This is a genomic window from Arthrobacter sp. UYNi723, assembly GCF_054057635.1.
This window is the reverse complement of sequence record NZ_JBSRZM010000012.1, coordinates 16,424-29,994: the sequence shown is the minus strand read 5'-3', so window position 1 is coordinate 29,994 and position 13,571 is coordinate 16,424. Positions and strand designations below refer to the sequence as shown.

At 66.4% G+C, this 13,571-nt stretch carries 9 protein-coding genes; 3 read left to right on the top strand and 6 right to left on the bottom strand.

The window, feature by feature from the left end:
- Positions 1-2 precede the first annotated feature (2 nt).
- From cydD to ACVWY0_RS11005, 3 genes are read right to left on the bottom strand one after another with little or no spacing between them, the layout of a single operon-like run.
- A complete protein-coding gene (cydD, locus tag ACVWY0_RS11015) occupies positions 3-3,518 on the bottom strand; it encodes a thiol reductant ABC exporter subunit CydD (RefSeq protein WP_485836727.1) in 3,516 nt (1,171 codons plus the stop codon).
- Between the two features lie 6 nt (positions 3,519-3,524).
- On the bottom strand, positions 3,525-4,574 hold the full coding sequence (gene cydB / locus ACVWY0_RS11010; protein WP_485836726.1) for a cytochrome d ubiquinol oxidase subunit II: 1,050 nt from the start codon (positions 4,572-4,574) through the stop codon (positions 3,525-3,527).
- Between the two features lie 22 nt (positions 4,575-4,596).
- On the bottom strand, positions 4,597-6,189 hold the full coding sequence (locus ACVWY0_RS11005; protein WP_485836725.1) for a cytochrome ubiquinol oxidase subunit I: 1,593 nt from the start codon (positions 6,187-6,189) through the stop codon (positions 4,597-4,599).
- A 262-nt stretch (positions 6,190-6,451) separates the two neighbouring features.
- On the opposite strand from ACVWY0_RS11005, the gene ACVWY0_RS11000 reads away from it, so the two are divergent.
- Together ACVWY0_RS11000 and ACVWY0_RS10995 are read left to right on the top strand one after the other, a co-directional pair.
- Positions 6,452-6,838 (top strand): BlaI/MecI/CopY family transcriptional regulator, encoded by a 387-nt coding sequence (locus ACVWY0_RS11000; protein WP_058929341.1) that lies wholly within the window; start codon positions 6,452-6,454, stop codon positions 6,836-6,838.
- 6 nt (positions 6,839-6,844) lie between these two features.
- Complete coding sequence (locus ACVWY0_RS10995; RefSeq protein ID WP_485836724.1) at positions 6,845-7,882, top strand: M56 family metallopeptidase; 1,038 nt, start codon at positions 6,845-6,847, stop codon at positions 7,880-7,882.
- Between the two features lie 96 nt (positions 7,883-7,978).
- Here ACVWY0_RS10995 and ACVWY0_RS10990 read toward each other — a convergent pair whose 3' ends face one another.
- A complete protein-coding gene (locus ACVWY0_RS10990) occupies positions 7,979-10,087 on the bottom strand; it encodes a DNA gyrase/topoisomerase IV subunit B (RefSeq protein WP_485836723.1) in 2,109 nt (702 codons plus the stop codon).
- Positions 10,088-10,343: 256 nt separating this feature from the next.
- Between ACVWY0_RS10990 and ACVWY0_RS10985 the strand changes: the two genes are divergently transcribed.
- Positions 10,344-10,565, top strand: a complete 222-nt coding sequence (locus tag ACVWY0_RS10985) for a DUF7455 domain-containing protein (RefSeq protein ID WP_056345317.1) — start codon at positions 10,344-10,346, stop codon at positions 10,563-10,565.
- Positions 10,566-10,734: 169 nt separating this feature from the next.
- Here ACVWY0_RS10985 and ACVWY0_RS10980 read toward each other — a convergent pair whose 3' ends face one another.
- Both ACVWY0_RS10980 and ACVWY0_RS10975 read right to left on the bottom strand, forming a co-directional pair.
- Positions 10,735-12,042, bottom strand: coding sequence for an RNA polymerase sigma factor (locus ACVWY0_RS10980; RefSeq protein WP_058929344.1), 1,308 nt, complete (start codon positions 12,040-12,042; stop codon positions 10,735-10,737).
- A 266-nt stretch (positions 12,043-12,308) separates the two neighbouring features.
- Positions 12,309-13,571 (bottom strand): DUF4192 domain-containing protein, encoded by a 1,263-nt coding sequence (locus ACVWY0_RS10975; protein ID WP_485836722.1) that lies wholly within the window; start codon positions 13,569-13,571, stop codon positions 12,309-12,311.

The following is a 13,571-nucleotide window of genomic DNA, read 5'->3' as shown; positions in this document are numbered from 1 at the left end:
ACTCAACCCACCAGCGAAGCAGCCGTGCCCGTCCGGGACACTGCCGAGAGCTCCAGCCGGGCGTCATCCGGCTGGATGTCGGCCGGATTGTGGGTGACCATGACTACTGTGCGGTCTTTCAGGCCGGCGCGGAGGTCTGCCAGCATCTCCCGTCCCGACTGTGCGTCCAGATGAGCCGTGGGCTCGTCGAGCAGGATAACTTCGGCCCCCGTCAGCAGGGTCCGCGCCACGGCCAGCCGTTGCCGCTCGCCGCCGCTGAGGAAGGAACCACCCGGCCCGATCCGGGTGTCCAGCCCGGCCGGCAGCCGCGACACCAGGGCGCTGAGGCCGACGGCGGCCAACGCCGCTTCCAGCTCGGCTTCACCGGCGGCAGGCGCACCGTCACCATCACCGCCGCCGCCGCATGCAGGAGAAGCACCCGGCACCGCCGCTGCGGAGGGGACGCCCAGCATCAGGTTGCCCCGCAGCGTCGAATCGAACAGGTGTGCCTCCTGCGGGCACCAGGCCGCCGTCCCGGTCACCGCTGCCCGGCCGGTGGCGGCCGGCAGGAATCCCAGCAGGACTGCGAGCAGCGTGGATTTCCCCGCACCGGACGGTCCGGTGACCGCCAGCCAGGTGCCCGGTCCGGCCGTTGCGGAGACCCCGGAGAACACAGGTTCCCCGCCGGGCCACGCCGCCCCAACGCTTTCCAGTTCAACCCCCGCGGCGGCACCGGAACGGGCGGGGACAGCATGCAGGCCGTCGCCGGCCCCGGTTTCCGTGGCGCCGCCATCCAGCACCCCTGACTCACCGACCCGGCGCATAACGCTGCGAAGCGCCGGGTACTGGCGCACCGCCGTCGTCATCGCCGCGTACGGTTCCACGAGTGCAAGCTGCAGCAGGACAACAACCGCGGCCGTGGCGGGCTCCATGGTTCCTGCCAGCACCTGGGGTGCGGTCAGCACGGCAGCAGCCAAGGCGGCGGTGCCGCAGGCAGCGACGGTGATGGCCTGGCCGAGGCCTTCGGCCCAGGCGGAACGCTGCGATGCCCGGGTGGCCAGGCGGTCCTCGGCGCGCAGCGCGTCCAGGACTGTTGCAGCGATGCCGTTCGCGTGCAGCTCCGCCCGGGCATCCAGCGCAGCGGACGTACGCCGCAGGACGCGTGCCCGCAGGCGCTGTTCCGCTGTGGCCGAGCGGCGGTCCCCCCACAGGGCGGCGGCCGGCGCCACGAACAGGCTGACAGCTGCTGCCAAGGCAACGGCCGGCAGAGCGGCAGACGCCACGAAGGCGCTTGCCACCAGCGTTGAACCGGCCACGGCGAGCGCCGTGGCGGGCGGCAGCACAACCCGCGGCAGCAGGTCCCGGACGGTGTCGACGTCGTCAATCACCGTACCCAGGACGTTGCCGCCCTGCAGGAGCCGCCGGAGTGAGAGTGCCTTGCGGCTCAGTGATTCCCAGAGCCTGCCGCGCAGGCGGGTGAGGGCGCCGAACACGGCATCGTGCAGCAGGAGCCGTTCCCAGTAGCGCAGGACGGCGCGCCCGATCCCAAAGAACCGCACCCCGACGATGGCAGTGAGCAGGTACAGGATGGGCGGCTGTTCGCTGGCCCTGATGATAAGCCAGCCGGAGAGGCCGGACAGGGCAACAGCGAAAAGGGCGGCAAAAGTCCCCACCACGGCGGCGCCGGTGAACCGGCCAGCGACCGGTGACAGCAGGCCGGCCAGGAGGCGGGAAGTCCCGCCTGGCCGGGAATCCGCTGCCGCGGGGTCCTGGGTCCTCGCCGGGTGACGCCCGGAAATTTCCGGGGCATGCTCTTGCTCCACAATGGCCCCCGTTCCGCCATCGCACACGGTTCCGGACGGCCCTGTCCCTGCTGACAGCACGGCTCCGTCGGAGGGCGCCGTGACGCCGTGGACGGAAACAGGCACCAGGTGGTCAGCCAGCTCGCGGGTCTGCTGGTCGTGGGCCACCAGGATGACGGTGACCTGGCCCCGGAGCGCACGGATCGAGTCCTGCACCAGCGCCGCCGACACGCCGTCAAGGTGTGCGGTGGGCTCGTCGAGAAGCAGCAAGGTGGCACCGGACCTGATGCGGGCCAGGCCGCGCGCCAGCGCAACGCGCCGCAGCTCGCCCGGGCTCAGTTCGGCCGGATGGTGGCCGGCGAGGTGCCCGGCAGCCGCAGCGGCCAGACAATCCGTGGCCGCCTCGGCTGCTGCCGGAGTATCTGAGCCCCTTCCGCCACCGAGGTACAGCATGACCTCCTCGAGCACGGAGTCCGCCACCATGACCGGGTGCTGCGGGACCCAGGCGATCGCGTCGCGTCCCAGGCCGGAGAGGCGGCCGGACACGGTGGTTCCGCCGCCGTCCCCGAGGGTCCCGGCCAGCACGCCAAGGACGGTGCTTTTGCCGGCGCCGCTGGGGCCGTCCAGGGCGGTGATCAGCCCGTGCGGGGCAGTGAACGTTAACGGCCCGACGGCGGGAGCGGACCGTCCGGAGTACGTGACACTGAGGTCGGTGACCGTCACTCCCCCGGCCCCGGGCACGGAACCCCGGCTGCCGCCGTCGGACGCGGCAGCTTCGCGTCCCTGTGCGGGCAGCGGCTGCGGCTCGGGTGCGCCAGTGACCTTCCTGGTCTCGGCCAGGGCCGCCCGGCCGTCATCACTGGCGTGGTGGGCGGTGCCCAGCTCGCGCAGCGGCAGGTAGCAGTCCGGCGCAAGAATCAGCGCCAGGAGGCCGGCCTCAAGCGGCATGTCGCCGTGCACCAGGCGGACGCCGATGAACACGGCAACCACTGCGACGGAAATGGTTGCGATCAGTTCCAGCGCCAGTGCGGACAGGAATGCGGTGCGCAGCGTCCCCATGGTCCTGGCGCGGTATTCCTCCGAGATCTCCTCGAGGGCCTTGCGCTGCGCGGTGGCACGGCCCAGTCCCACCAGCACGGGAAGGCCCTTGGCCAGTTCCAGCATGTGTGCGGACAGCCGGGTCAGGGTTTCCTGGGCCTCGCGGACATGGTCCTCGGTGTAGCGGCCAATCAGCACCATAAACAGCGGAACGAGCGGAACTGTCAGGACAATCACCACCGCGCTGACCCAGTCAGTGAACAGGATGCGGGCCCCGAGCAGCAGCGGGATCGCGGCGCAGTTCACCAGAGCGGGGAGGAACTGCGTGTAGTAGCTGTCCAGCGCATCCAGCCCGCGCGTAGCCAGGACGGCCAGCCCGCCATCGGCCGGGCCAGTGCTCCGGGCACCGTTCCGCAGGGCCCGGGCCAGCAGCTCGGAGCGGAGTTCCTCCTTGATGCCCAGCGCGGCGCGGCGCGCGGCGATGCCCTGGGCCCAGACGGTGGCGGACCTTAGGACAACGCCCGCCAGGCCCCAGGGCAACTGCTCGGCCCACGACCCGTTCCCGGTGGCCAGCCCGGCCAGCATGGCAGCCACGGCCTGCCCCATCAGGACCAGTGACAGCGCCTTCAGCGCTGCCAGCAGGCCAAGCCAGTAGATGGCGGAGCGTGTGGCCGGTCCGGCCGGAAAGTCTGGGCGCACGGCCGGTCAGTCCTTCGTGGTGAATGCCCGGACGGCAATGGCCGGCAGGAAGCTGTGCGCCGCGGGGATCTGGGACGCGCTGACCCGGCGCCGGAACACCCAGTAGGTCCATGCCTGGTAGGTGATCACGAGGGGCAGGCCAACGGCTGCCACCACGCTCATGAGCCCGAGCGTGTAATCGGACGACGACGCGTTGGCGACAGTGAGGTCAAAGGCAGGGTCCAGCGTGGAGGGCAGGACTACCGGGAACACCGCACCGAAAATTGACGCGCTGCCGAGGAGGAGGAAGACTCCCATCGCCATAAACGCCTTGCCTTCTGATCCCCGCCGGGCCAGGAACCACGCCGCTGCCGCGGCCACCACGGCCACGATCACGGCCGCCCAGGTCCACGGCTTGCCCTCCAGGAACTGGATAATCAGTGCCCAGCCGGCCAGGGGCAGCAGCAGGACCGGAAGCAGCCGGACGAACCAGCGGCGCGCACGGTGGCGGATGTCGCCGTCGGTCTTCAATGCGAGGAACGCCAGCGCGTGCAGCAGGGAGAACCCCACCACGGCCAGCCCGCCCAGTACGGCGTAACCGCTGAACCATGCGAACGCACCGCCTTCGCGGTCACCGTTCGCGTTCAGCGGCAGGCCGGTGGTGGTCAGGGCCAGGGCAGCGCCGACACCGAAGGCGGCAAAGAAGGAGCCCAAGGCGATGGCCCAGTCCCAGCGCGCCCGCCATGTGTCCGTGTCACCCTTGCCGCGGTATTCGAATGCCACGGCCCGGAAGATAAGGGCAACCAGCACCAACAGGAGCGGGAGGTAGAGGGCGGAAAACAGCGAGGCGTACCACAGCGGGAACGCCGCAAACGTTGCGGCTCCGGCCGTGATCAGCCAGACCTCGTTGCCGTCCCAGACCGGACCGACAGTGTTCAGCAGGACCCTGCGCTCGGTGTTGTTCCGCGCAAAAAGCTTCATCAGCATCCCCACGCCGAGGTCAAAGCCTTCAAGGAAGAGGTAACCGGTCCAAAGCACCGCGATGACGATGAACCAGATGGTGGGCAGCAGTTCCATGCTCGAGTATCCTCTGCTCTTCTTAGTAGGCGAATGCCAGGACGTCGTCGGCGGGCTTGCCATTGCCGGGGCCCTTGTTGGCGCCCCCGTTTTCGTCGGCCGGGCTGTGGGCAAGTTCCGGCATCGCGGACACCACACCGCCCCGGATGAACTTGACCAGGAGCTTGACCTCAACCACCAGCAGCGCGGCGTAGACGGCGGTCAGGACGATCAATGACGTCAGCAACTCACCGGCCGACACTCCTGGTGAGACTGCGGCCGCGGTGAACATAAACACCTGGTCGATGCCGTTCAGGTCCGGGTTGGGGGCCACCACAAACGGCTGCCGGCCCATCTCGGTGAAGATCCAGCCGGCCGCGTTGGCGCCGAACGGGGCAAGGATGCCGAACACCGCCAGGCGCATCAGCCAACGGGACGCGGGCACGGTGCCCTTCCGCGTCACCCACAGCGCGATGAGCGCCGCCAGTGCCGCAAGGCCGCCGAAGCCGATCATCATCCGGAAGCCCCAGTAAGTGACTTCCATAACCGGGACGTACTCGATCTCCTGGCCGGCCCGCTCGCCGTAGATCGGGTTGTCCGGCAGATGGGTTCCGTAGTCGGCCTTGTACTGGTCCAGGAGTCCGTTGACGCCCCTGACCTCCGTGGTGAAGTCGCCATTGGCCAGGAAGGAGAGGATGCCCGGAACCTCGATCAGTGCAACAATCTCATCGCAGTTCTTCGAGCCAAGGTTCCCGACGCTGAGCACGGAGAAACCGGTGCCGTCGTGGCAGGCGCCCTCGGCCGCGGCCATCTTCATGGGTTGCTGCTCAAACATGAGTTTGCCCTGCAGGTCGCCGGTCAGGGCGGTGCCGGCGAACGAGATCATGGCGACCACGGCGCCGATCCGCAACGAGCGGATCCACACTTTGTAATCGGTCCGGTCCCGGCCGGGGATGGCGGCTTCGCCGGGAATCACCTTCCCGTCGGCACCGATGGTATCGATGCCGTCCGTGCGCCTGCGCCAGAGCTGGTACCAGGCGATGCCCAGGAGGAAACCGCCGGCAACGGCCAGGGCTCCCATCAGCGTGTGCGGAAAGGCCACCAGGGCCGTGTTGTTGGTGAACACGGCCCAGGCGTCCGTCATGACCGGCCGGCCGTCAATAATCTCCGCGCCCACCGGATGCTGCATCCAACTGTTGGCCACGATGATGAAGTAGGCGGAGAACACCGATCCCACCACGGCCACCCAGAGGCAGGCCAGGTGGATGCCCGGCTTCAGCTGCTTCCAGCCGAAGATCCACAGGCCCAGGAACGTGGACTCAACAAAGAAGGCCAGCAGCGACTCCAGGGCCAACGGCGCCCCGAACACGTCTCCAACGAAGCGGCTGTACTCGCTCCAGGCCATGCCGAACTGGAATTCCTGCACAATGCCGGTGGCCACGCCCATGATGAAGTTGATCAGGAAGAGCTTGCCCCAGAACTTGGTCATCCGGAGGTATTCCACCTTGCCGGTGCGGTGCCAGAGCGTCTGCATTACGGCCACCACCAGGCCAAGTCCGATGGTGAGGGGCACCATCATGAAGTGGTAGACGGTGGTGATGCCGAATTGCCAGCGTGCGATTTCCAGAGCTTCCACAGCAGTCCCTCGGGTTGGCGGAGCAACTTTTCTACGATACGTAGAACTTTGACTTCTACAGAGTGTAGAACAATGCGGCGGGCACTGTAAACCAACAGTTCCATGTGGAAGTGGCGCCCACAAGGCCGCGGCGCGCCGAGTGTTCTACCGTACGTAGAAACTCAGGCGAAAAACAGGTAACTTTGTTTTTGTATCTGTAGCGCTAGTGCAGTCACCGCGGCCCTCAACGGCCCGGTGCGGGGAAATCGAAGGATGTATCTCAATGGCAAGTCTTGGCGAACTGGAACGGGCAGTGATGGATCTGCTCTGGGCGGGCCACGAAGCAGCCACCGCGAATACCCTGCGCGACAGACTGGCAACAACCACCGAGGCAAAAGGGGATGCTGCCGGGCATGAGGGCAAGGAGCTTGCCGTCACCACGGTCCTGACCGTCCTCTCACGGCTTGAGAAGAAGGGCCTTGTGGAGCGGGAACGCGGTACGCGGCCGCACCGCTACCAGGCCGTTTCCAGCAGGGAAGACCACACCGCGGAGCTGATGCACGAAGTGCTGGGCTCAGCGCCTGACCGTGAAGCCGTGCTGGCACGGTTTATCGGCTCCGTGACGGACAGTGAAGCGGAAACACTGCGCAAACTGCTTGGCCACATCTAGCGGACCATGTTCTGGACCTCGTACCTGCTGGCGGTCCTCGCGATAGTCCTGGCGTGGCCAGTGCCTATCCTGCTTTCCCGTGCCTCGTGGCCTGCCCGGTCACCGTTCACGGCCATGCTGCTGTGGCAGGCAATAGCACTTGCGGGCGGGCTGTCCATGATCGGCGCCATGCTGGTCTACGGGCTTGAACCGATCGGTGACAACCTCATCTCCGGGCTTCGCGGGCTGGCGGATATGGTCCTCTTCAACGCGCCCACCACGGCCTTGGGCTTCTGGCATCTGTTCGCCCTGTCCGCCGCGGCGCTGCTCACCGCCCACCTGGTCTTCACCCTCTTGCTGACCTACTACAAGATCGAACGGCAGCGGCGTAGGCACCGGGAACTCCTGGCCCTGTTGGCCGCCCCGTCCGTCGATGCGGCCCGCACGGTGGTCATCAGCCACGATTCACCTGTTGCCTATTGCCTGCCGGGCGGGGCCCGCTCCGTCACAGTGCTCTCGGACGGCCTGATGGCCGCGCTGGAGCCGGCTGAATTGCGGGCCGTCCTGAGCCACGAGAATGCCCACCTTAACCAGCGCCACCATCTCCTGCTCTGGGCGTTTGCCGCGTGGCGCCAGGCGCTCCCCTGGCTGCCCACCACCCGCCTCGCTCAGGAGTCGGTGAACTCGCTCATCGAAATGCTGGCGGACGACGTCGCGCTGAAGACGGAAAGCAAGGCCACGCTCATCAAGGCGATCGCCATTGTTGCCAGCGGACCTACCGGAGGTATGACGGCAGGGATGGGGGCGGGGATGGGGGCGGGGATGGCGGGAAGCATGGCGGCCGCCGCCGTACCGTCCGCGCACCCCGGCCTTGCCCTGGACGGTCTTGAGGCGCCCACCGGCGCCGTCTCAGGTTCTGCCCGGACCACCATCTCCCGGGTCAGCCGGCTGCTGTCCCCTGAGCCGCAGCTGCCTGCCGCCGCCCGCGGGATGGTGCTTGCCGGCTCCGCCTTGCTCCTGGCCGTGCCCACCGCCCTGCTGATTGTGCCGGGCCTGCTGGGCTGAACCGACGCCGTGGATGGAACCGCCGTCGTGGACTGAACCTGGCATGGGCTGTGCCGACGCCGGCCTAGCCATCACAGGGCTGTGCCGCCCCGGACATCAGGCGTCGATCCGCTCCCGGTCCAGGCTGGAGGCGCCGGCGATGATGAAGTCTTTGCGGGGGGCAACATCGGATCCCATCAGCAGGTCGAACGTGTCTTCCGCATGCTTGGCGTTCTCGATCCCCACCTTGCGCAGCGTCCGGTGCCGCGGGTCCATGGTGGTCTCGGCAAGCTGTCCGGCGTCCATCTCGCCCAGGCCCTTGTACCGCTGGATCGGTTCCTTGTAGCGCTTGCCTTCCTTGGCCAGCCGGGCCAGGAGCACATGGAGTTCCGCCTCCGAGTAGGTGTAGATCATGTCGTTGGCTTTCTGCCCGGCGTTGATGACCTCCACCCGGTGCAGCGGCGGCACGGCAGCATAGACCCGTCCGGCGTCGATCATGGGGCGCATGTACCGGAAGAACAGTGTCAGCAGCAGGGTCCGGATGTGGGCTCCGTCGACGTCGGCGTCGGTCATGAGAATGACCTTGCCGTACCGGGCCGCGTTGATGTCGAAGCTGCGTCCGGATCCCGCACCCACTACCTGGATCAGCGCAGCGCACTCCGTGTTGGACAGCATGTCACCCACGGACGCCTTCTGCACGTTCAGGATCTTGCCGCGGATGGGCAGCAGCGCCTGGAAGTCCGAGGACCGCGCCAGCTTGGCGGTTCCCAGTGCGGAGTCGCCTTCCACGATGAAGAGTTCGGAACGGTCGACGTCGTCCGTCCGGCAGTCGGCAAGCTTGGTGGGCATGGAGGAGGTTTCCAGGGCATTCTTGCGCCGCTGGGTTTCCTTGTGCACCCGCGCGGAAATCCTGGACTTCATCTCGCTGACGATTTTTTCCAGGAGCAGCGCAGAGTGGGCCTTGTCGTTCCGGTTGGCCGAATTCAGCTTTGCGGTGATCTCCTGCTCCACCACCTTCGAGACGATGGCGCGGACGGCGGAGGTGCCCAGGATTTCCTTCGTCTGGCCTTCGAACTGCGGTTCGGCCAGCCGGACCGTCAGGACAGCCGTCAGGCCGGCGAAGATGTCATCCTTCTCGATCTTGTCGTTGCCGGCCTTCAGCTTGCGGGCGTTGGCCTCCACTGCTTTCCGGAACGTCTTGACCAGCGCCTGCTCGAAGCCCGACTGGTGGGTTCCGCCTTTGGGCGTGGCGATGATGTTGACGAAGCTGCGGACGGTGCTGTCATAGCCGATGCCCCACCGGAGAGCCACGTCCACTTCGCAGTCACGTTCAACCTCGGCGAGCTGGCTATGGCCCCGTTCGTCGAGTACCGGCACGGTTTCCTTGAATTTGCCTGAGCCGTGCAGCCGCCAGACGTCGGTCACGCCGGGATCGGCGGCCAGGAACTCGACGAACTCGGACAGGCCGCCGTCGTGGTGGAACACCTCTTCGTGGCCGGCTGCTTCACCGGGGGTACCGGGCAGCCTGCGCTCATCGCGGACGGTGAGCTTGAGTCCCGGTACCAGGAAGGAGGTCTGTCGTGCCCGTGCGGCCAGTTCGTCGTAGGAGAACTTGGCGTCCGGCGTGAAAATCTGGCGGTCCGCCCAATAGCGGATCCGGGTCCCGGTCACACCACGCTTCGCCTTGCCCACCACATCCAGCACCGAGCCGTCCACAAACGGCGCGAACACTGCCGACGGGTCCAGCTTGGATCCCTGGTCCTTGAAGCGCCCAGGCTCGCCGCGGCGGAACGACATTTTGTAGGTCTTGCTGCCGCGGTCCACTTCTACGTCCAGGCGCGCAGACAGGGCGTTCACCACGGAGGCGCCCACGCCGTGCAGGCCGCCGGAGGCCGTATAGGACCCGCCGCCGAACTTGCCGCCCGCATGGAGCTTGGTGAAGACCACCTCGACGCCGGTGAGCCCCGTCTTGGGTTCCATGTCCACGGGGATGCCGCGGCCGTCGTCGTGGATTTCCACCGAGTTGTCCGCGTGCAGGATGATCTTGATGTCGTGCCCAAATCCGGCAAGCGCTTCGTCCACCGAGTTGTCGATGATCTCCCACAAGCAGTGCATCAGCCCGCGCGAATCGGTGGAACCGATGTACATGCCGGGGCGCTTGCGGACGGCCTCGAGGCCCTCCAGGACAGAAAGGTGCCGGGCGGTGTAATCAGAACTTGGTGCCACGGGTTGTGAACTCCTTCAGTGACGGAACAGCTGGCGCTGCGGGCGCTCCATCAAGCCTAGTCGGCGCGGCAGCAGACAGAGGGCTGCCACACTTCCCACGGGCTGTGGGCAAGGCCACTCGTTATCTTCCCGTGACCGAAACCGGCGGCTTGATCCATTCTTGTGGCTACGCGGACAGCGAACTTGACCCGTCCTTGCGATGGGACTGGTACGAATACTGGTTATATAGACATACAGATCTACTAAGGAGGCCGACATGACAACAGCAGTGGCAGACCGCACACTCAACGCACTGGACCGGTGCGATCGTTGCGGGGCTCAGGCATATGTCCGCGTTGTACTCGAGTCCTCCGGTGGTGAGCTGCTGTTCTGCGGCCACCATGCCCGTGCAATCGAGGCTACGCTGAGGCCGTTGAGCTCCGACTGGCACGACGAGACGGGCAGGCTTCACGAGAAGGCTCCCGTGTCCGTCGACTGACCAGGCGCACCACAACCTGATACACCTCGAAGAGGACCCCTCCAGCCGGAGGGGTCCTCTTTTGTCGTGAACTTGCCATGAAGCCGCAGACAGGAAAACGCGGGTCCCCTTCGGCCCATCGATCCGAAGATGATGGGCCGAAGGGGACCCGCGCTGCCTGAGTCCTGATCTAGTCCAGGTAGTCCCGCAGCACCTGCGACCGTGACGGGTGGCGGAGCTTGGACATGGTCTTGGATTCGATCTGGCGGATGCGCTCACGCGTAACACCGTAGACCTTGCCAATTTCGTCTAAAGTCTTCGGCTGGCCGTCGGTGAGGCCGAAACGCATGGCCACCACGCCGGCTTCGCGCTCGGACAGGGTGTCCAGGACGGAGTGCAGCTGTTCCTGCAGGAGCGTGAAGCTCACCGCGTCGGCGGGAACCACGGCCTCGGAATCCTCGATGAGGTCACCGAACTCGGAGTCACCGTCTTCACCCAGCGGGGTGTGCAGGGAGATCGGTTCGCGGCCGTACTTCTGGACCTCGACGACCTTCTCCGGAGTCATGTCCAGTTCGAGGGCCAGTTCTTCGGGCGTGGGTTCGCGGCCCAGGTCCTGAAGCATCTGGCGCTGCACGCGGGCCAGCTTGTTGATGACTTCAACCATGTGCACCGGGATGCGGATGGTGCGGGCCTGGTCTGCCATGGCGCGGGTAATGGCCTGGCGGATCCACCACGTGGCGTACGTGGAGAACTTGAAGCCCTTGGTGTAGTCGAACTTCTCGACAGCGCGGATCAGGCCCAGGTTGCCTTCCTGGATGAGGTCCAGGAACAGCATGCCGCGGCCGGTGTAGCGCTTGGCCAGCGAGACCACGAGGCGGAGGTTGGCTTCGAGCAGGTGGTTCTTGGCGCGCTTGCCGTCGTGGATGACGAACTCAAGTTCACGCTTGAACTTGGGGTCCATCGAGCCGTCGTCGGCGTTGATTTTCTCTTCGGCGAAGAGTCCGGCTTCGATCCGGAGCGCGAGGTCAACTTCCTGCTCGGCATTGAGCAGCGCAACCTTACCGATCTGCTTGAGGTAGTCCTTGACGGGGTCAGCCGTGGCGCCAGCCGACATCACCTGCTGGACAGGGGCATCGTCGTCATCGGCATCCGAGTAGACAAAACCCTTGCCCGTGGCTGCTGATGCGGCCTTGGCGGCGTTGATCTCGCTGTCATCGGCGATGTTGATGTCGTCGAGGTCTTCCTCAACGTCCTCATCATCGTCCGATGCGCCGCGGGCTGATTTTCCGGCTGCTTCGGCAGCGGCTTTGGCGCCGGGTTTGGGCCCGCGCTTCTTGGGCTCAGGCTTGCCGTCCAAACCGGTGTCACCGGAGGCATCCTTGATGGCTTTGTTGGCTGCCCGCGTCGCTGCTCGCTTGGCGTTCGTTGCAGCCTGCTTCGCCTCAGGGGACAAATCGTCCTGGGCGGCGGGTTCCTTCTTCGCGGAAGACGGGGTCACAGAAAACCTTTCTAGCGGCGGTCTGTGGAATCACCATACGGGCAACACCACTATGACCCTGTCAAGTCCGTGATGAATATCAGGTGCAACCACGGCCGGCAGAGTCTACAAGTAGAACTGCCGGGGCGGCTGTAATGTTCCCAACTGGGCTTCATCACATGCACTTGATTCACGGACCCAACCGGGTCTCGGCAACCATTGTCTCACGGTTTTCCCAAACCCGACCTCAACGCTGCCCCCATCCAAACCGGTCAGGCGGAATCCGGTCAGGCTGCATCCGGTTCGAATTTCCGCCAGGCGGCCTCCTTCCGTGCAGCCCAGCCGCAGAGGGTGCCGCGCCGGACCAGCTCAAGCATGAGTTCGGCGAGCCGGTAGCCCGGCTCCTCGTCAAGGGCGCGGCCGAGGTACGCAGCAGCGTAGGAGCCCCTCCCCCTGCACCACGCGATCCACCCACGCCCGGTCAGCGCGGCTGCACCGGCCTGCCCGCCGCACGCCGACAGCTGTTCCAGCACTTCGTCCAGGCTGTTAAGGGTGTGCCAGGCAGGAACCACCGGGTCCAGTCCCAACAAGACTTCGCCATATCCTGGAATGCCCTGCATGCTGCGAGTACCGGGTCCGGTAGCACCCGTTCCGCCAGGCTCCCGTCCTGTCAGTCCGGATCCCGACGCTGGAAGTCCGGATGGTAAGGGCCCCGGGAGTACGGGCCCCACCGGAGCCAGGATGCAGCCGACATCGAAGATGCCGAACATCTCGGCACCCGCCAGGGCAGCCGCCTGACCGGCGGCGGCCATCACCAGGACGGCGTCACGCCAGGCGGGGACCCGGAGCGACGCGCGAAGGAAGGCAACGTCATTGACGGGCAGAGGCTGACCAGGCTCGTTGGCAAGCAGGGCCTCCCACTGGACCATCAGCTGGCCGAACTGTTCCCTGCTCCCCCGTCGCCGGTCCAGCTGTGCCGCCCACGTGGCCTCAGAGGCAAGGACGGCTGCCCGGTCCTCGCCGGAAAGCAGGGGTGGAGGATGCGCCCCGTCCTCCGGCGCGGGCCCGACGCTGCTGCCGCGGAAGACCATCTCGGCATTAAGCATGCTGTCCCGGATCGCCTGAACAGACCGGCCCGGCGAGGGGCAGCAGGACGGATCGGCGCAAAAAGCATCACGCCAGAAGGAGTCGCCGACATACCAGGCGTCCCGCACCGGCATCCCCGCGGCCCCTAGGACCATCTGGAGTGCATCCAATAGCCCGCGGTAGGTTCCAGGTGGTTCCATCCAGCCGTCGTTGGTGAAGCATGCCAGCAAGGCGGCGTCGGCATTCTTGTCAGCCAGGAGATAATCGCGCACCGTGCGCGCGTACTCCCGCGGGTCCGCGAGGGTTTCCGGGCCCGGAAGATCCAGCCTCAGGGTTGCTCCCAGCCGGTTCCCCTGCAGGGTCATCGCAACCAGGCTGTCGGCCGGCCAGTAGCCCAGGGAATGCGGAATGAACCCGAGGATGTCTTCAGGGCCTCGGACGGTCAGGTGTTCTGAAGGTTTCAT

Bases quoted from the DNA above. Each gene is read 5' to 3' on its own strand.
- cydB (WP_485836726.1), bottom strand. From the start codon at position 4,574: ATGGAACTGCTGCCCACCATCTGGTTCATCGTCATCGCGGTGCTTTGG.
- ACVWY0_RS11000 (WP_058929341.1), top strand. From the start codon at position 6,452: ATGGCAAGTCTTGGCGAACTGGAACGGGCAGTGATGGATCTGCTCTGG.
- ACVWY0_RS10995 (WP_485836724.1), top strand. From the start codon at position 6,845: ATGTTCTGGACCTCGTACCTGCTGGCGGTCCTCGCGATAGTCCTGGCG.
- ACVWY0_RS10985 (WP_056345317.1), top strand. From the start codon at position 10,344: ATGACAACAGCAGTGGCAGACCGCACACTCAACGCACTGGACCGGTGC.
- ACVWY0_RS10975 (WP_485836722.1), bottom strand. From the start codon at position 13,571: ATGAAACCTTCAGAACACCTGACCGTCCGAGGCCCTGAAGACATCCTC.